Source organism: Methylocaldum sp. 14B, from assembly GCF_002005105.1.
Classification (GTDB): domain Bacteria; phylum Pseudomonadota; class Gammaproteobacteria; order Methylococcales; family Methylococcaceae; genus Methylocaldum.
This window is the reverse complement of record NZ_MSCV01000016.1, coordinates 26,601-43,926: the sequence shown is the minus strand read 5'-3', so window position 1 is coordinate 43,926 and position 17,326 is coordinate 26,601. Positions and strand designations below refer to the sequence as shown.

16 protein-coding genes are annotated in these 17,326 nt (G+C 54.9%); 13 read left to right on the top strand and 3 right to left on the bottom strand.

The features are described 5' to 3' along the window. Positions 1–35: 35 nt before the first annotated feature. Positions 36–455: a hypothetical protein gene (locus B2A78_RS13135; protein ID WP_077730455.1), complete on the bottom strand. Its 420-nt coding sequence runs from the start codon at positions 453–455 to the stop codon at positions 36–38. Positions 456–790: 335 nt separating this feature from the next. On the opposite strand from B2A78_RS13135, the gene B2A78_RS13130 reads away from it, so the two are divergent. The 5 genes from B2A78_RS13130 to glnK all read left to right on the top strand — a co-directional run bounded on the left by B2A78_RS13130 (position 791) and on the right by glnK (position 7,059). Then, positions 791–1,501, top strand: a complete 711-nt coding sequence (locus B2A78_RS13130) for a hypothetical protein (RefSeq protein ID WP_077730454.1) — start codon at positions 791–793, stop codon at positions 1,499–1,501. Continuing rightward, a complete protein-coding gene (locus B2A78_RS13125; protein WP_086134386.1) occupies positions 1,498–2,247 on the top strand; it encodes a hypothetical protein in 750 nt (249 codons plus the stop codon). The genes B2A78_RS13130 and B2A78_RS13125 overlap by 4 nt, the downstream gene beginning before the upstream one ends. 969 nt (positions 2,248–3,216) lie before the next feature. Continuing rightward, on the top strand, positions 3,217–4,206 hold the full coding sequence (gene rpoS / locus B2A78_RS13115) for an RNA polymerase sigma factor RpoS (protein ID WP_077730452.1): 990 nt from the start codon (positions 3,217–3,219) through the stop codon (positions 4,204–4,206). Between the two features lie 549 nt (positions 4,207–4,755). Beyond that, a complete protein-coding gene (gene acs, locus B2A78_RS13110) occupies positions 4,756–6,693 on the top strand; it encodes an acetate--CoA ligase (RefSeq protein WP_077730451.1) in 1,938 nt (645 codons plus the stop codon). 27 nt (positions 6,694–6,720) lie between these two features. Further along, the gene (gene glnK, locus B2A78_RS13105) at positions 6,721–7,059 is read left to right on the top strand and encodes a P-II family nitrogen regulator (protein WP_077730450.1); all 339 of its coding nucleotides are present in this window, start codon (positions 6,721–6,723) and stop codon (positions 7,057–7,059) included. 52 nt (positions 7,060–7,111) lie between these two features. Here glnK and B2A78_RS13100 read toward each other — a convergent pair whose 3' ends face one another. Further along, the gene (locus B2A78_RS13100; protein WP_077730449.1) at positions 7,112–7,687 is read right to left on the bottom strand and encodes a MarR family winged helix-turn-helix transcriptional regulator; all 576 of its coding nucleotides are present in this window, start codon (positions 7,685–7,687) and stop codon (positions 7,112–7,114) included. A 449-nt stretch (positions 7,688–8,136) separates the two neighbouring features. On the opposite strand from B2A78_RS13100, the gene B2A78_RS13090 reads away from it, so the two are divergent. Next, positions 8,137–8,403: a DUF2024 family protein gene (locus B2A78_RS13090; protein ID WP_077730447.1), complete on the top strand. Its 267-nt coding sequence runs from the start codon at positions 8,137–8,139 to the stop codon at positions 8,401–8,403. A 266-nt stretch (positions 8,404–8,669) separates the two neighbouring features. Here B2A78_RS13090 and B2A78_RS13085 read toward each other — a convergent pair whose 3' ends face one another. Beyond that, positions 8,670–9,080 (bottom strand): hypothetical protein, encoded by a 411-nt coding sequence (locus B2A78_RS13085; RefSeq protein ID WP_077730446.1) that lies wholly within the window; start codon positions 9,078–9,080, stop codon positions 8,670–8,672. 179 nt (positions 9,081–9,259) lie between these two features. Here B2A78_RS13085 and B2A78_RS13080 point away from each other — a divergent pair, with 179 nt between their 5' ends. From B2A78_RS13080 to B2A78_RS13050, 7 genes are all read left to right on the top strand, one after another. Continuing rightward, positions 9,260–10,231: a DUF6635 family protein gene (locus tag B2A78_RS13080; RefSeq protein ID WP_240502521.1), complete on the top strand. Its 972-nt coding sequence runs from the start codon at positions 9,260–9,262 to the stop codon at positions 10,229–10,231. Positions 10,232–10,277: 46 nt separating this feature from the next. Beyond that, positions 10,278–11,711 carry an Nramp family divalent metal transporter gene (locus tag B2A78_RS13075; RefSeq protein WP_168175413.1) on the top strand — a complete coding sequence of 478 codons (1,434 nt, stop codon included), beginning with the start codon at positions 10,278–10,280 and terminating at the stop codon, positions 11,709–11,711. A 12-nt stretch (positions 11,712–11,723) separates the two neighbouring features. Beyond that, positions 11,724–13,013: an amidase gene (locus tag B2A78_RS13070; RefSeq protein WP_077730444.1), complete on the top strand. Its 1,290-nt coding sequence runs from the start codon at positions 11,724–11,726 to the stop codon at positions 13,011–13,013. Between the two features lie 82 nt (positions 13,014–13,095). After that, positions 13,096–14,517, top strand: coding sequence for a bifunctional D-glycero-beta-D-manno-heptose-7-phosphate kinase/D-glycero-beta-D-manno-heptose 1-phosphate adenylyltransferase HldE (gene hldE, locus B2A78_RS13065; RefSeq protein WP_077730519.1), 1,422 nt, complete (start codon positions 13,096–13,098; stop codon positions 14,515–14,517). A 2-nt stretch (positions 14,518–14,519) separates the two neighbouring features. Then, complete coding sequence (gene dnaB / locus B2A78_RS13060; protein ID WP_077730443.1) at positions 14,520–15,905, top strand: replicative DNA helicase; 1,386 nt, start codon at positions 14,520–14,522, stop codon at positions 15,903–15,905. A 2-nt stretch (positions 15,906–15,907) separates the two neighbouring features. After that, positions 15,908–16,990: an alanine racemase gene (gene alr, locus B2A78_RS13055; protein WP_077730442.1), complete on the top strand. Its 1,083-nt coding sequence runs from the start codon at positions 15,908–15,910 to the stop codon at positions 16,988–16,990. A 77-nt stretch (positions 16,991–17,067) separates the two neighbouring features. Next, complete coding sequence (locus tag B2A78_RS13050) at positions 17,068–17,313, top strand: DUF1496 domain-containing protein (RefSeq protein ID WP_077730518.1); 246 nt, start codon at positions 17,068–17,070, stop codon at positions 17,311–17,313. Positions 17,314–17,326: the final 13 nt, after the last annotated feature.

The following is a 17,326-nucleotide window of genomic DNA, read 5'->3' as shown; positions in this document are numbered from 1 at the left end:
ATGGGCGAATAATCTGGCGCTCATCGCCATTTCTATCAACTACCCTTGACGTTGACCTTCGATGTCCAGCCGCTCTTCCCTTGGCAGTCTCCGTCCAATACTTTTACTTTAACGAACGGCAACTGACCAACTACCATTTCTTCTTCAACGGTTGCCTTCGTCCCTGCTTTGGTGACGCATACGCTCTGCTCCTGGTCCTCTTCCGCTTCCGAGGTGCTAATTAAACCAGGCATGGTCGTCAAATGCGAACCGCCGCCATTCGGATTATCCAAAGTCACCTGCTGGCCTACGGATACGGTCGTCTTGATCTGTACTTCTTCACCGCCGCCGCTCATCGCGAGAACGAGAACGATCACCAACACTGCGCCGATCGCCGCGTAGAGAGCTTTCGGGTTGCTCTTCAAGGTATCGAGAATGCCTTGCGCGGGCTTACTCGGGTTATTCTCTTCGGACATTACGCTATACCTCCTCTTATAAGTTCTTATCGCCTCCCGGTTCATGAACGAACACTCTGGAGCAGGCGCAAATTACCATGTTGTCAACATTATGCAAACAGTTAATTTGCTTGCTCCACAGCATCGTAGAAGCGATTTAGAAACACTGCACTTTATCACGCTCCATGGTTATATTTGCGATTTGGGGAGCGACAAATGCGCGCATGTCTAATTGGAGCCAAAATTGCCTCCGGGTGGTCTAATCGTTCGCAATGAAAACCTGTCCGGTCATGACTTTCCTTACGCGATTTTCTGCCGGATAGAATAATTCGCGTTGTGTCTATCGAACCCCAAAAATGAATGACTCGAAAAAGTTTCCGCCACAATCCAGCAACAGCGACGTGCAAGCGTTCTTGAAAAAACTTGCGCAAACGCCCAACGCCAAACCGGCTGGACGCAAAGGAAGGCTGATCTTTGCCCTGGACGCGACGGCGAGCCGCGAACCTACTTGGAGGGAGGCGTGTCGTATCCAAGCGGAAATGTTCGATGCGGCGGCGGCTCTAGGCGGCTTGGAAATCCAGCTCTGCTATTACCGCGGAATAGCGGATTTCGAAGCTTTCCCGTGGTTGATTCACGCCGAAGACTTACGGCGGCGCATGGCTGACGTGGAATGCGTCGGGGGATACACCCAGATCGGCAAGGTTCTGGAGCATGCTTTGCAGGAGACACGGAAAAGCAAGGTCGACGCTTTGGTATTCGTTGGCGACTGTATGGAAGAAAATGTCGACTATCTCTGCAAGACAGCCGGAGAGTTGGGCCTTCGGGGCGTCAAAGCGTTTCTGTTTCAGGAAGGATTCGATCCGACCGCCGAACGCGCATTCAAACAGATCGCCAAATTGACTCACGGCGCCCATTGCCGCCTCGACGCCGGAAGTGCACGGCAACTCCGTGAACTGCTCAATGCTGTTGCGGTCTATGCCGCTGGCGGATTGAAGGCTTTGGAAGACTTCGGTCGTGTCCGAGGCGGGCTCGCTCTGCAATTAGCCCACGAAATGAAAAAATCTTGATTCAACTCATTCTGCTTCTTTTTCTCGTCGTTCTTGCCGTGCTCACGGTGCGCCGTTTTCTCGACTCCGCGCCTTCTGAAGCGCTGGCCAACAAGTTTCGACGCGGGCTGATCTGGACCGGAATTCTGGCCCTGTTATTTCTTGCCGCGACCGGACGGCTGGGCTGGTTGATCCCGCTGGTCGGGGCACTGATCGCCGCCGTTCTCCGGCTTGCGCCAATTCTCGTTCAACTCCTGGTTCAATATGCGCCGCTGATACGACGCTGGCGGCAACAACGAGCCGCATCCCAGCGGACGGCTTCGGACGGTCGCCGTAGCAGTTCGTTTGTTGAGTCGCGTTTTTTACGGATGCAACTCGATCATACAACCGGCGAAATCGTGGGCGTAGTACTGACAGGGTTCCATGCCGGCCGTAGCTTGCACGACCTGACCCTGAAACAACTGACCGAGTTATACGGTGACTATGTCCGCGAGGACCCCGAATCCGCATCGCTGCTGAAGGCATATATAGAGCGCGTCCATGGCGTATCCTGGCAAGAGCGCGAAAGCCGAACCGCAGATCAGGACCACGGCAAAATGACGGCGGAAGAAGCTTATCGTGTTCTGGGCATCCCGCCTGGATCTTCTCGTGAAATTGTTATCGACGCTCATCGTCGCCTGATGCAGAGGATTCATCCCGACCGAGGTGGCTCCGACTATCTCGCGGCGAAAATCAATCAGGCCAAAGACGTTCTGCTGGGACGGTAAAATCGTCGAAGTGTACTGGGTGCGCCGAGCACGGCCGTGGCTAGAGTATTTTCTGATTCGGTATAGCGCCCGCGGCAGCGGGTGCTACACGGTTTTCTTCGTCCCGTTCGAGCGCCCCGGTGTCGTGCGAAACGCGCAGGATCAGGGGGCTCGCCGGGAGCGGAATGGGACGAACGACGTTCGCCCGAAGGGCAGCGTCCAGGAAAGGACCTTGTCAATTTGGACCGCCGAAGGCGGGTCCGCAGGATAAAACCCAGGGGCTTGCCTTGGCGCTCCCAAGGCAAGCGGGTATCCAGGGAGCGACACCCTGGACTTGGGGGCAAAGCGGGAAGCAACATCCCACAAGGATTTTGCAAAAGGAACCCGCGTGCGGGGCGGCTCCCCGCCCTAAAACAAGCACCGCGTTCAGCGGCACCTTGGTAGGATTTTCACGCACTAAATCCGCTATGTGGAAGCGAAAAATGCTCTAGCTTGACACGGAAATGGCTTAGCAAGCCATCGAGCAAAAACTGGGAATGTCGGCATTTTTCGTCTCTATAAATCATCCCCGAACCTCGCGATCCCCTTTTCTGTCTGTAAGCGCGTGCGTTTGAGCGCGCGCCCGCGTGGTCGCGCGAATTCGGCATCATAAAAAAATCCCACCATTTAAAAATTGCTATCTGAGTCACAAAAAAGCTGCTAAAGAAAAAAAATAATAAGCCGATAAGAAAGATAACCGTCAAAAACCCGTCGCACGGTAACTCCGCTCGGTCGCCAAACGCCATTTTTCCGATGCGCCCAGTGACCCGATGCGAAGCAAAAAATGGATGATCCGCAGATTTAAAGCAGTACGGAGCTCGCAGAGCATATTGGCACGATAAATGGTTTGACACAGAGCTGTTGGCTCCGATTAACAAAGTATTGATGACGGAAGTTCTGGTTTATCAAATAGGCTATCGATAATAAATCAATTGTGTGGGGGGCATGGGTATGTCTGAACAAATCGTAGAAGAATTAAAAACCTTTGGAGAGGCAGGCTTATACGATGATGCGGCCACCTTCGTCGAAGATTTCGAAGCGAACGAAGATCTTGAAGAAGATTCGCCGATCTGGAACGACGCAGAGCTGGGTACTGTCGATTCGGAATACCAATATGACGCCACCCGCCTATATCTAAAGGAATTGGGAAGTTCTCAGCTGCTGACCGCAGATGAAGAAAAGCACTACGGCCGTTTAGCGCAAAAAGGTGACCAGGCGGCGCGCAAGAAAATGATAGAAAGCAATTTGCGCTTGGTTGTAAAAATTTCCCGTCGTTATTTGAATCGCGGACTGCCACTTCTGGATCTAATCGAAGAGGGAAATCTCGGACTGATAAGAGCCGTTGAGAAGTTTGAGGCCGATCGCGGATTTCGGTTTTCGACTTACGCCACATGGTGGATTCGGCAGACGATTGAACGTGCCTTGATGAATCAGACGCGCACGATTCGTCTACCGATTCACGTCGTAAAAGAAATGAATGTCTACCTAAAAGCGTATCGTCATTTGGCCATTACAATGCATCATGATCCAAGTGCCGAAGATGTCGCAAAATATCTGAACAAACCGATAAAAACGGTCGAAAAAATGCTCAAACTCAACGAGCGCGTTGTATCGATCGATGTTCCTTTTAAGAAAGATTCTGAAAAGTCCTTGGTGGAATGCATTTCCGAGGAGGATAAACTCCCCCTTCCGGAAACTCTTCAGAACGAGCTAATTTCCAATAATCTTTCCGAATGGCTGGATCAACTCACGGACAAGCAGCGGGAAGTCATTTCCCGCCGATACGGTCTGCGCGGCTATGATCATTCCACTCTCGAAGAAGTCGCGACCGTGATGGGCGTTACCCGGGAACGAGTACGTCAAATTCAGATGGAAGCTCTAAATCGCCTTCGCGACATATTGGAAACCGACGGCTTTACCGCGGATACAATCTTTCATTAACGTCAGTTTAGCTTTAAGACGCCGTGGGCTATCCAGATGTCCTTTGAAGTGTCGGGAAACCAAGGCACTGCATATCTATTAACGATATTCTCGATACGGACGATCTAAATCCGTCCGGATCGAGAATAGCCGATAGCCCGCCAACTCACGATCTGCCGCCGCACTTCGGATATCAAAAGCTCTCAAGTGGCGAGTATCTCGCCCTAAGAGCACCTTTTGCTCAATACACTCTCCAATTTTAAGTTTATTCGTGCAACTTCCGTTCGTGGTCGCTCGCTGACCGATCGCTCAGCCGGAACGTCCCATTTCATGGACCCTTGACGTGAACTTCGCGAAGCCAGGAACGTTCTGGTTAAGAACGCCTAAGTTGTACTAAAAAGCCGGTCATGTTGGTTGCCCTCAAGCTAGCGTTATGGCTGAGGCGGGCTTAAGAACGAAGATGCCGATGTTCGTTAGACTTGATGATGCGGGTCACTCGCCGGAAAATTCGGTAAAATCAACACCTGTCAGAGCCTCCCTATCCCACTCTGAAGATCATCGGAAAAGCCAATGTCCTTCGAAAAAGTCTACGAAGTGCCGCCGGAAGTAGCTGCCGAAGCGCAAATTACCGAAGCGCTTTATCAGGAGATGTATGAACACTCCATCACGGATTCGGACAAATTTTGGGCTGAACAAGCGGAACGTTTTGTCGACTGGTTCAAGCCGTGGGACAAGGTTCAGGATTGCGACTTCGGTACCGCCCGTATTCGATGGTTCGAAGGAGGCAAACTGAACGTCAGCTATAACTGCCTCGATCGCCACTTAGTCGAAAAGGGTGACGAAGTCGCAATCATCTGGGAAGGAGACAATTCGAATATCGACAAGAAGCTCACCTACCGCGAGCTGCACGAACAAGTCTGCCGGTTTGCTAATGTTCTGAAAAAGCATGGCGTTCAAAAAGGTGACCGGGTTTGCATCTATCTTCCAATGATCCCCGAAGCGGCAGTGGTAATGCTGGCCTGCACTCGGATCGGGGCCGTCCACTCCATCGTGTTCGCAGGCTTCTCCGCCGACGCATTACGGGATCGCATTCTCGATGCCGACTGTCGGTATGTCATCTGTGCGGATGAAGGAAGACGGGGTGGACGAATAGTACCGCTGAAGGCCAATGTGGACACCGCACTGCGGGCTTGTCCAAATGTGACAACGGTTTTTGTCGTTCGGAATACCGGCGGGAGTATCGATTGGGACAGTCATAATGTGTGGTATCACGAGGCGGTGTCGGAGGCTTCTCCCGATTGCCCGCCCGAATCCATGGATGCGGAAGACCCGTTGTTTATTCTCTACACCTCCGGATCTACCGGAAAACCGAAGGGGGTACTTCACACGACCGGAGGTTATTTGGTCTATGCGGCAATGACTTACCGATATGTGTTCGATTACCGTCCGGGCGAAATCTATTGGTGCACCGCGGATGTCGGTTGGATTACCGGCCATTCGTATACCGTTTACGGCCCTCTGTGTAACGGCGCAACCACGCTTATATTCGAAGGCGTTCCGACCTACCCGGCTCCCGACCGCTTCTGGCGTGTGGTTGAAAAGCATCGTGTCAATATTTTTTATACCGCTCCCACCGCCATCCGCGCCTTGATGGCCCTGGGGGAAGATTGGCTTGATAGCACCCGCCGGGACAGCTTGCGCGTTCTGGGCTCTGTCGGCGAACCCATCAATCCAGAGGCATGGGAATGGTATTATCACCAGGTAGGCCGCGGCCGCTGCCCTATAGTCGATACGTGGTGGCAGACGGAGACCGGTGGAATACTCATTACTCCCTTGATCGGCGCCACGCCGCTCAAACCGGGCTCCGCGACGCGTCCGTTTTTCGGCATCGTACCGGCCATTGTCGACAGCCAGGGTAGCGTATTGGAAGGAGCGTGCGAGGGGGTACTGACGATTACCCGCTCTTGGCCGGGCCAGGCTCGCTCGGTATTCGGCAGTCACCAACGCTTTTTTGATACTTATTTTTCAACTTATCCCGGCAAGTACTTTACCGGTGACGGTGCCAAACGCGATGCCGATGGATATTACTGGATCACCGGGCGCGTCGATGATGTGCTGAACGTGTCGGGCCATCGCATGGGCACCGCAGAAATCGAGAGCGCTTTGGTCCTGCATGACCATGTGGCGGAAGCCGCCGTTGTGGGTTATCCGCACGATATCAAAGGACAGGGAATCTACGCTTATGTCACTTTGGTAGCCGGCGTCTCGCCGAGCCCAGAGCTTGAAGAGGAGCTAGTGCAGCTGGTCCGCAAGGAAATCGGTCCGATTGCCACACCCGATATCATTCAATGGGCTCCGACACTACCGAAAACGCGATCCGGCAAGATCATGCGCCGCATACTTCGGAAAATCGCGGCCAACGATATCCGCAATCTCGGCGATATCTCCACCTTGGCAGATCCTACCGTGGTCGACGATATCATTCGAAATCGAGCCAACCGAGGCTAAGAACATTTCACATCATCGGAGACAATAATGAAACTCATCACCGCGATCATTAAACCGTTCAAATTGGACGATGTTCGGGAAGCATTGTCCGAAATTGGAATCAGCGGGATTACGGTAACGGAAGTAAAAGGTTTCGGGCGTCAAAAAGGACACACGGAACTTTATCGCGGCGCCGAATACGTGGTTGATTTCTTGCCCAAAGTAAAAGTCGAAGTGGCGGTAACCGATAGCATGGTCGATCAGGCTGTCGATTCCATCATCAAAGCCGCCAACACGGGCAAAATTGGCGACGGCAAAATATTTGTAACCAACCTCGAGCAGGCTATCCGGATTCGGACCGGTGAAACCGGCGAGCAAGCGATTTGATTCTGTCCTTTGGGGCGGGCTCTCGGCCCGTCCTATTAATCACTTTGCAAATCTAGACACTTTCCGCTGTTGGCTGATGCTCCCGGCATATTTTTTCCGCGTCGGCCTCCGTTAGCCACTCCATGGTCAGTCCGCACCGGCGCCTTCCGTCTTCCTGGGTCAAGTGATACCTGCAAGTTTTGCAGGAGCCGAACGTTTTCAGCTTGTTCGCCGTTTGCAACTCCCTCAAAACCTGATTCAGAGTTGCTGTAATCTCATTCCGGGAGGTCTCAGACAGCCCATCCACTGCGGATTTCAGGATATTAGGCGGAATTGCATCCGAAACCACGCGAGCGCCGTCAACAGTCAGATTGAGATGAACCACACGACGATCATTGAGGTCGGCCTGCTTTTCGATAAAGCCACTAGATTCTAAGACCCCCAAGGTTTGCGATACCGTTCCCTTGGTGAGGCCCAAGTAATCGGCCACCGCAACTGGCGTGTTGCTGTATCGGTTGCACCGGCTCAGATAATGGAGCGCTTCCAACTGCACCGGTTGCAATCCTTTCGCAACCCCCGTCTTTCGGACGTCTGTCCGAATGAGGTTGGCGATACGTTCCAAGTAATCGTAAATCGATTCAGTATTCATACATCTAATAGTATCGGATCAATATCATATTGACAAAATCTTTAAAGTTCCGCTAGAGTTAGTATCGACACAATACCTATTGACATCATGTAGAACCGACAATTCCTTTGGTCGTGGAATGCGAAACCTCCGTGTCTCACTGTTCTGATAGCAGGCGCACTCCGTTTTTTCAAGATTTGTCCATGTCGATATGGAAATTCTGTATGAACATCGACGATTGTCGGCTTAATCACCCGCCTCGGTGCACTGTTCGCAAGTACTGCCGCATCCGGGGTTTAAGATCCAAAACCTAAGCGTGCACATGTCCGGCTTCACAAAGCCATTGCCGAGCTCAAAATCGACGAGCGCACGCATTCCCTCGTTGGATATCGCGCGGCACCACGTTATCGCCACAGTCTCCCGTGCGCAAACGACTCCTTTATCCATCCTCAACATCGACGAGAGAAGATATGAGCCAAATCCATGTTTTTGATACCTACGCGCGTAGCGCAAGCGGAAAAATCATGCACTTCGATGTGATACTTCCGGAAAACGATCCAACAAAAGCCCTGCAATGTGCCCGCGACTGGCTAAGGTCCGTCGGTGAGGAAGATGCCGTCGTGAACTCCGAAAGTTGTGCCTATTGCCATAGCGAACCGCATGCGCCGGCGGAAATGCAGAAAGACATCGAAACCCAAGGCTATGCAATTTTTAAACTAGAAGGCTGTCCCCGATAACCACCATCCGATATGGGGTGGCTGAATTCGTTCCTTACCGGTATCTCGGATACGTAGACTGTTCCTTAAGGTAGCCGCCCGCGCGCCGCCTGTTTTTACAATCCGAATCGCGGTCTTTATGACGTAAGTCTTTGTGCATTCACGCGCGGGCGGAGTTCGATTTCAGCGGTATTTCCCCTAAGAAACAATCTTTTCGGATGTCAGGTGCTCTATGGTGCCATCCCCGAGATTGTTCCGTCTTAACTGTGTAGTCAGGAGGATGCCGCTTAATTGCCCTCGTCCTGATCCCCTCCAGCTACAGCCACCGCCTTGCCCATACAAGTCATGACATGGTCGGTAATGCTCAACGCAGCATGCCGGGCTTCTTTAACCGAACCAAATAATTGCTCGTAATCCTTAACGGCTTTCTCCGCATCAGCCGGTGATTTTGCATTCGCGAAATGCGTATATGCTTGAAAAAATTGTTCACGGCGAGGATCACCCGCGAAACCCGGCAATCCGTTACTGATTTCCCCAACTACGCAATCCGCGATAGTCTCGGGATCGAGCTTATAATCTTTCAAATCGGAATCGTCTTTGAATTTAGCGACGAGCGCCTCTTTTAGAGTGGTTTTCTCCTTGCTCGTGCAACCGGCCAGCAAAAAAACGGCCAAAAACGCAATCATCAATTTTTTCATAATCAAACCTAACGAATGGTTGTCTCTAACCAAAGCAAAAAAGACATTTATTATGAGCACGAACGGCGCCGGTTGCCAGACAATTTAAGGATTCAGCCCGACTGCCGACACTACGTACACATGGCTTCCGGCGGCAGAGTTCACTAGGTTGCACCGATTCCCAACGATGACTGATGCCTATGGAAACCGACACACTTCGGACCATCGAACGCGCCGTAACACAAGGGATTGAAACCTATTTGGTCGCACGAAAAGCTAAAGTTCCCGAATTCGTCGAGCAATATTTCTCTTTCACGGGCGCCTTGGCGCTCCACAAAAAAACCTTCGGCAAGGACTTCTACAAACATCCGCTGAACATGCTATGGGGTTTGCCCAGCTTCATCATTCATGGCACGGCGGCTCTGTTTCGAAAAACCGGGGGTCACAGGATAAGCCGGATTCTCGACAAGATGCCGACCGGCATACCGACCGCCTTACAAGCGGAATTGCAGTGGCTGATCTATACCGAACTGCTGGAACTGCCGTATGTTCAGGGGAAACGGACATCCCGCCGGGATGCCCTTATGGAAACCATTCTGTGCAATCCCGAGATTTCCGAGCTGTGCGAGCAATTTCTTGGACAAATCCGAAGCAAGGCGGATCACCCCGAATTTCGCCGGAAGCTGGAAAGCAATCTGGCTGAATACGGCAAAACCCGCATCGCCGTCACCGAACTCGCCGGCAGCCTGGTTTCGCTCGCCACCAGCTACGCCGCTTTTAACAAAGCCCTACCCGGTGCGTTCTCGACCGGCATGGCCGCAGCCTCCGCCATCGCCCAGCACACGGCCATCGCCAATTTCTTGCTGGGTCCCACGATCGGAGCCTGGTATTACGGCCTCTTTCCTGCGTCCGCGTCGACCGGACTGATTATCGCCGCCACTGGCACGACGATGGCCGCCGTCAGTGCGATTGCGGCGTTATCCTGGGTCGTCGTCGATCCCCTGCTGGCCAAAACGGGCATACACGAACGGCGTCTCAATCAGTTTATCGACGCAATAGGCGACGAACTTCGCGGAAAAGAGCATCGGAATTATCGAGTCCGGGATCACTATGTCGCCCGCGTTTTCGATCTTCTCGATATTTTGCGGGTAGCCGCTAAAACGCTAAGCTAATCGGCTTTTCAAACCCGCCATTCAGATTACTGATAACAATAACACTATGAATCGCCCGATCTCCGCTCTGCCCGATCTCGCCCGAAAACCTTTACCCGACTTTCCCGGCTGGTGGGCTACGCTGGGCCCCGGAATCGTATGGATGGCATTGGCACAAGGCAGCGGCGAACTGATCTGGTGGCCCTATCTGATCGCGAAATACGGTTTGACATTCCTATTCCTCTTGATTCCGGCCTGCTTGCTCCAGTACCCGATCAACGTCGAAATCGGCCGCTACACGCTATTGACCGGCGAGAGCATTTTTCACGGGTTCATCCGGCTCAACCGCGTTTTCGGCATTCTTCTGTGGATATTGATGTCGGTCTCGTTCCTCTGGTTCGGAGCCTTCGCTTCGGCGGGCGGTACGGCGTTGGCGGCCTTGACCCATCTCCCCGAAGGCTGGGACGCCCGTAGCCAATCGCTGTTTTGGGGATATTGCTCGATCGGCGTGTTCTTGGCCGCCATCGTGTTCAGCAAAGTCGTATACGTCTTGGTCGAGCGATTCATGAAAATGGTCGCCGTCACCACCGTGGCCGGCCTGCTCTGGGCTTGTCTCCAGACCGAGGTCATCGCGGCGGTACCGGACTTCCTTCGGGGTCTATTGGGCCCTACGGCTCCGCTGCCCCGCCCTTGGGAAGCACAGGACGCCACCAAGCTGCTCACCGCCATCGCATTCGCCGGATTGGGCGGCTTTTGGATCTTGTTCTATTCGTACTGGCTGCGTGACAAAGGCGTCGGGATGGCGGTGCACATGGGCAAAATCACGGGGCCCATCGCCGGCAAGCCCGAGGTCATCACCAGCGACGGTTTTCTCCCGGATGCGTTGCCTGAAAACGAGGATCGCTGGCGGAAATGGCAGCAGTTCCTTCGTGCCGACGTACTGATCGGGATCGTCGGCAATCTGTTGACGACGCTCATGACCTGTCTTCTGGCGTATGCGCTCCTGTTTCCCAAAGGCCTGTTGCCTCAGGAGTATGAACTTGCGGTGGTGCAAAGCCGCTTTTTCGAGGTCGGCTGGGGCGAAATCGGGAGGCTATTGTTCCTCTTGGTAGCCGCAGCCTTTCTGACCGATACTTGGCTGGCGACGGCGGATGCCGTCAGCCGGATGCAGGCCGACATCGTCCATGTACTCTTTCCGAAAAGCCGGCGAATTGCTCTAGGCACCTGGTATTACATCTTTCTGGCGCTACTGACGCTGATCACGTCGTTGACCATGCTGCTCGATACGCCGGGCACGTTGATCCTGACCAGCGCCGTCATTGGTTTTGCGGGAACCGTCATGTTCCCCGTGGCTTTGTATCTGCTCAATTTTCGCCGCCTTGCGCCGCAGCTGCCGGTATGGGCCAGACCGCCGGATGCCGGACGCTGGCTCCTGGGATTGAGCTTTGTGATCTATCTCGGACTCGCACTGGCCTATGGCTGCTCCATGCTTGCCGACTAAATCAACAACGCCATGAAATCGACGACGGTTGCAAACAGGCTTCGAAGCGGTGAATGGCCTTTGCTGCCGTACCTCCATGAGCTCGAAAACCGCTTCGGCGAAATCGAGCCGAACGTCCTGGCTTTCGTGCCCGAGGAGCATCGCTGGACACGGCTCTATCGGGAGGCCGACGATTTGCTGCGCCGTTATCCGAAGCCCGAAAATCGGCCGCCTTTGTTCGGCGCGCCGATAGGCATTAAGGATATCTTTCACATCGACGGATTTGAAACGCGCGCAGGCAGTCGCTTGCCGCCCGAAGAACTTAGCGGTGCGGAAGCCAGCACCGTGACGCGTCTGAAAGATGCCGGCGCGCTCATTATCGGAAAGACCGTCACCGCTGAATTCGCCTATATCGCCCCCGGTCCGACACGCAATCCCTGCAATCCGGAGCACACGCCGGGCGGATCGAGCAGCGGCTCCGCGGCGGCCGTAGCCGCCGGCCTCTGCCTCTTGGCGCTCGGCACGCAGACCGTCGGATCTATCAATCGGCCCGCCGCTTTCTGCGGCCTCTGCGGATTCAAGCCCAGCTACGGAAGAGTTCCCGTGGACGGCGTAATTCCCCTGGCGCCGAGCGTGGACCATGTCGGCTGGTTCGCTTCCGATGTCGATGGAATCGAATTGGCTGCACAGGCGCTGGTTCCGGACTGGAAATCATCCCTAACCCATGGTCGTCCGAGGTTTGGAATTCCGGACGGCCCTTACCTCGATCATGTCACGCCGGACGCTAGACTCGGTTTTCAAGAGACCTGCGAGACGCTTAGAGCCAACGGGTATGTTCTCATCGAAGTATCGGCATTTCCCGATTTCGAGGAACTCTATCGTTCGCATCATCTGCTCGTTGCTGCCGAAGCTGCGCAGGTACACGAAAATTGGTACCGAAAGTACAAACCGCTTTACCGTCCGGAAACCGCAGAGCTCATCGAGCGCGGCCTCAAGGCTTCGGCATCGGACCTTGAGATCGCCAGAGCGGTCCGACTACGTCAGGGAGCACACCTCGCAGCGCTGATGCAACAACATGGCATCGATGCTTGGATTTCCCCTTCCGCGACCGGACCGGCCCCTCATGGGCTGAACAGCACCGGCGACTCGGTGATGCAGTTGCCCTGGACTCAAGCAGGCGTTCCTCTCCTCAGTATTCCGACCGGCGTCATCCGCGGTTTACCGGTCGGAATACAAATCGCTGGATCGTGGGGAAACGACGAAACACTAGTCCGATCGGCGCAGGGCATCGAATCGCTATTCGCCTCCCGCCGAACGAGATAATCGTCCTAAGGCGCGCTTTTCCGAAGATCAAAGCTACCCGGTGGTGGTATCCTATCGCCCCGTTTTTCGCTTCCTTGAATCCATGCAGCTTCCTAATTTCGACTCGGCCCGCATCCTGGTCGTCGGCGACTTAATGCTCGATCGCTACTGGCACGGCGGCACTTCCCGCATTTCGCCGGAGGCTCCGGTTCCGGTCGTACTGGTAAATGGCGTCGAGGAACGATTGGGTGGTGCGGGCAACGTCGCCCTCAATCTTGCGACATTTGGGACGCAAACCAGCCTCATCGGTTATTGTGGGCGCGACGAAGCCGGACAGAATCTTATCGCTCTCCTGCAATCCGCCGGTATCGACTGTGTTGTGGAGCAAATTCCGGGACGGCCGACTATCACCAAGCTCAGAGTGCTGAGCCGCCATCAACAGCTCATCCGGCTGGACTTCGAGGACCGCTTTCATGACGTCCCGTCGGCCCATCTCCTCGCGAATTTCGCCGGGAAGTTGAACGAGGCCGATGTCGTGGTACTCTCCGACTACGGCAAGGGAACCCTCAATTCAGTTCAGGAACTGATTCAACTCGCCGGAGAAGCGGGCAAAATGATTTTAGTAGACCCAAAGGGCACCGATTTCGATCGATACCGCGGCGCCACCCTCATTACTCCCAATCGCAGCGAATTTGAGGCCGTGGCCGGACCTTGCCGGGATGATCATGAACTGGCGGATAAGGGCCTTGGCCTGCTGGAAAAGCTCGAGCTAAAGGCCCTCTTGATTACACGCGGCGAACACGGGATGACTTTGCTGCGACGCGGCGAATCCCCCCGGCATTTGCCAGCCCACGCCAAAGAGGTCTACGATGTAACCGGAGCCGGCGATACTGTCATATCGACTCTCGCCGCAGCTCTGGCGGCGGGCGCATCGCTGGAGGATGCCACGGGTCTTGCAAATCTCGCCGCCGGAATCGTCGTGGGCAAGCTAGGGACGGCAAGCGTGACTCTCGAAGAATTGGATGACGCCCTGCACGGTCAGCGCGCCCATCATCGCGGCGCGATCGAGCTCGACGAACTTTTGCCTTTGCTCGGCACGGCGCGACGCAAAGGAGAGAAGATCGTCGTCACCAACGGATGCTTCGACATCCTGCATCCCGGCCATATCCAATACCTCCAGCAAGCCCGAGCTCTGGGTGACCGGCTTATCGTGCTGGTCAACAGCGACGCCTCGGTAAGACGCCTCAAGGGCAGCGGCCGCCCGGTCAATCCGCTCGAACATCGCATGACCATGCTGGCGGCTCTCGAATGCGTCGATTGGGTCGTGCCGTTCGAAGAAGATACGCCGCGCGACGTCATCGGACGCCTGCTGCCCGATATTCTCGTGAAAGGCGGCGACTACAAAGACATCACCGAAATAGCCGGCCACGATCATGTTCTGGCCAACGGAGGAGAAGTCAGGATTCTGGATTTTCTAGGCGATTATTCGACCACCCGAATCATTCAAGCCATACGCAATACCTGAACATGTCTGATCACGCCCGTTTAACGGACAGAATGGTGGACGCGCTTCGCGTTCCCCCTTATTCCATCCACGCCGAGCAATCCGTACTCGGCGGTCTCATGCTCGACAACCAAACCTGGGACGTCGTGGCCGACCGGGTGGGAGAAGAGGATTTCTACCGCAAGGATCACAAACTGATATTCCGCGCGATCAAGCAGCTTGCGGAAAAACAGACGCCGTTCGACGTCGTCACCCTGTCGGAAGTCCTGGAAAAAACCGGTTCGCTGGAAGAAGCGGGCGGACTCGCCTATCTCGCGATGATGGCCAAGGAGACGCCCAGCGCCGCCAATATCTCGTCCTATGCCGATATCGTGCGTGAAAAGTCGGTATTGCGGCAGCTGATCCATGCAGGTACCGAAATCGCCGATTCAGCCTTCCAGCCGGAAAATCGCGATTTGGCCCTGTTGCTCGAAACAGCCGAGCAAAAGGTTTTTCAGATCGCCGATCAGCGGCGGCGCGGCGGAGTCGGCTTCAAGCCGATCAAGTCGCTCTTGTCGGCCGCCATAGACCGAATCGAGATGCTCTTCCACAAGGAAGGCCACATCACTGGCGCGAGCACCGGTTTCGCCGATTTCGACGAAATGACTTCTGGCATGCAAGCCTCCGATCTCATCATCATCGCCGGCCGCCCATCCATGGGAAAGACCACCTTCGCCATGAACATTGCCGAAAACGTGGCCATCAAGGAGCAGGTTCCGGTAGCCGTATTCAGCATGGAAATGCCGGGCGAACAACTGGCCATGCGCATGATGTCGTCTCTGGGCCGCATCGACCAGCACCGGGTGCGCACCGGAAAGCTGGAGGACGACGAATGGCCGCGCATGACTTCCGCCATCAATATCCTGGCGGAAACCAAGCTGTTCATCGACGACACCCCTGCCCTGACACCCACCGAAGTCCGCGCCCGTTGCCGCCGCCTGGCACGCGAGCACGGTCAACTCGGATTGGTGGTGCTCGACTATCTTCAGCTCATGCAGTGCTCCGGCGGCGAAAACCGTGTGGCGGAGATCTCGGAAATTTCCCGCTCGCTCAAGGCATTGGCCAAGGAGCTGAACGTTCCGGTGATCGCCCTTTCGCAGCTCAACCGCAATCTCGAACAGCGCCCCAATAAACGGCCGGTTCCATCCGACCTGCGCGAATCGGGCTCGATCGAGCAGGACGCGGACCTGATCGTGTTCATCTACCGCGACGAGGTCTATCACCCCGATTCCTCCGACAAGGGCACCGCCGAAATCATCATCGCGAAACAGCGTAACGGCCCGATCGGAACCGTGCGCCTTACCTTCCTCGGCCAATACACGCGCTTCGAAAACTTTATCTCGGATCCGTACGCGGGCGAGGACTTTTAAGAATGATGCTGTCTGCTTATGCCGAGCTCGATTTGACGGCAGTCACGCATAATCTCACGCGCATTCGAGCGTTTGCGCCGAAAGCGAAAATCATGGCGGTGATCAAGGCCAACGCCTACGGCCACGGGCTGATTCGGATCGCCAAGGTATTGAGCGATGCCGATGCCTTCGCCGTAGCCCGCCTCGGCGAAGGCATCGCCCTTCGCGACGCGGGCATAAGGCAGCGTATCGCCGTGCTTCAAGGCTTCGTCGATAGCGAAGAACTGGAGCTCCATAGTCGCCACGGATTGGAGCCCGTCATCCATTCCCCGTTTCAGGTGGAACTTCTGGAGCAAGTTTCCTCGATGGAGTCGGTATCGGTTTGGTTGAAACTGGATACAGGAATGCACCGGCTCGGCTTGCTGCCGGACGAATTCTCATCCTGTTATTCGAGGCTTCAACGGTGTTCCGCTGTGCGCCAACCTATTCCCGTGATGACTCACTTGGCCAATGCCGACGTTTTTCAGGACACGATTACGGCAATACAGCTGGATTGCTTCAAAAGCGCGCTCCATAACGTTCAAACCGAATGCAGCATCGCCAATTCGGCAGGACTTCTGGCCTGGGATACCGCACGTGTCGAATGGGTCCGCCCCGGAATTGCGCTTTACGGTGTGTCGCCGTTTCCTGGTCGTACCGGTCCGGACGAAGGCCTCAGACCGGTGATGACCTTCCGGAGCCGGCTCATCGCGATAAAGAATCTGAAAGCCGGCGATGCCGTGGGTTATGGCGGTGATTGGATTTGCCCGCGCCCGACTCGCCTCGGAATCGTCTCGATCGGCTATGGCGACGGTTATCCTCGCCACGCGCAGTCAGGCACGCCGGTGCTGGTTCGTGGTCGGCGGGCAAGCCTGATCGGACGCGTTTCCATGGATATGATCAGCCTCGATCTCACGGATTGCCCCGACGCTCGGGTTGGGGATGAAGTCACTCTATGGGGCAAAGGCCTGCCCGTCGAGGAAATCGCTCAATACGCCTCGACTATTCCCTATGCCCTGCTCTGCGGCGTCACACCGCGGGTCAAGATGGTCGAACGGTGGGAATAGCACGTATTTTTTGATCGGATCGTTCGGCCGATAATCACTCGTCGTCCAAATCGAAGACGTTGTACAAAGGAGCCGTTGTGGCCGAACGCATCGCCAAACCCCAAGTGGGCGCTCCCGACCCGGAGCTGAGGACGTCGCCGATTCTGGAGGAATTCGATGACGATTATCTGGTATTAAAGCAGCAAGTGCCCGGCGAACCGGTTTGTCACTTCAACGACAAACGATATGCTCACGGCACGTATGTTTGTAGCGGCGATACGCTTCTGCGCTGCGATTACGGAGTTTGGATCAGAACCGGCTCTTGCGACCCGGACAATCCTTAATTCCGTTATAACG

Excerpts from the sequence above, each read along its gene's own strand:
- B2A78_RS13135 (WP_077730455.1), bottom strand. The coding sequence starts at position 455 with ATGTCCGAAGAGAATAACCCGAGTAAGCCCGCGCAAGGCATTCTCGAT.
- B2A78_RS13130 (WP_077730454.1), top strand. The coding sequence starts at position 791 with ATGAATGACTCGAAAAAGTTTCCGCCACAATCCAGCAACAGCGACGTG.
- rpoS (WP_077730452.1), top strand. The coding sequence starts at position 3,217 with ATGTCTGAACAAATCGTAGAAGAATTAAAAACCTTTGGAGAGGCAGGC.
- acs (WP_077730451.1), top strand. The coding sequence starts at position 4,756 with ATGTCCTTCGAAAAAGTCTACGAAGTGCCGCCGGAAGTAGCTGCCGAA.
- glnK (WP_077730450.1), top strand. The coding sequence starts at position 6,721 with ATGAAACTCATCACCGCGATCATTAAACCGTTCAAATTGGACGATGTT.
- B2A78_RS13100 (WP_077730449.1), bottom strand. The coding sequence starts at position 7,687 with ATGAATACTGAATCGATTTACGATTACTTGGAACGTATCGCCAACCTC.
- B2A78_RS13090 (WP_077730447.1), top strand. The coding sequence starts at position 8,137 with ATGAGCCAAATCCATGTTTTTGATACCTACGCGCGTAGCGCAAGCGGA.
- B2A78_RS13085 (WP_077730446.1), bottom strand. The coding sequence starts at position 9,080 with ATGAAAAAATTGATGATTGCGTTTTTGGCCGTTTTTTTGCTGGCCGGT.
- B2A78_RS13080 (WP_240502521.1), top strand. The coding sequence starts at position 9,260 with ATGGAAACCGACACACTTCGGACCATCGAACGCGCCGTAACACAAGGG.
- B2A78_RS13075 (WP_168175413.1), top strand. The coding sequence starts at position 10,278 with ATGAATCGCCCGATCTCCGCTCTGCCCGATCTCGCCCGAAAACCTTTA.
- B2A78_RS13070 (WP_077730444.1), top strand. The coding sequence starts at position 11,724 with ATGAAATCGACGACGGTTGCAAACAGGCTTCGAAGCGGTGAATGGCCT.
- hldE (WP_077730519.1), top strand. The coding sequence starts at position 13,096 with ATGCAGCTTCCTAATTTCGACTCGGCCCGCATCCTGGTCGTCGGCGAC.
- dnaB (WP_077730443.1), top strand. The coding sequence starts at position 14,520 with ATGTCTGATCACGCCCGTTTAACGGACAGAATGGTGGACGCGCTTCGC.
- alr (WP_077730442.1), top strand. The coding sequence starts at position 15,908 with ATGATGCTGTCTGCTTATGCCGAGCTCGATTTGACGGCAGTCACGCAT.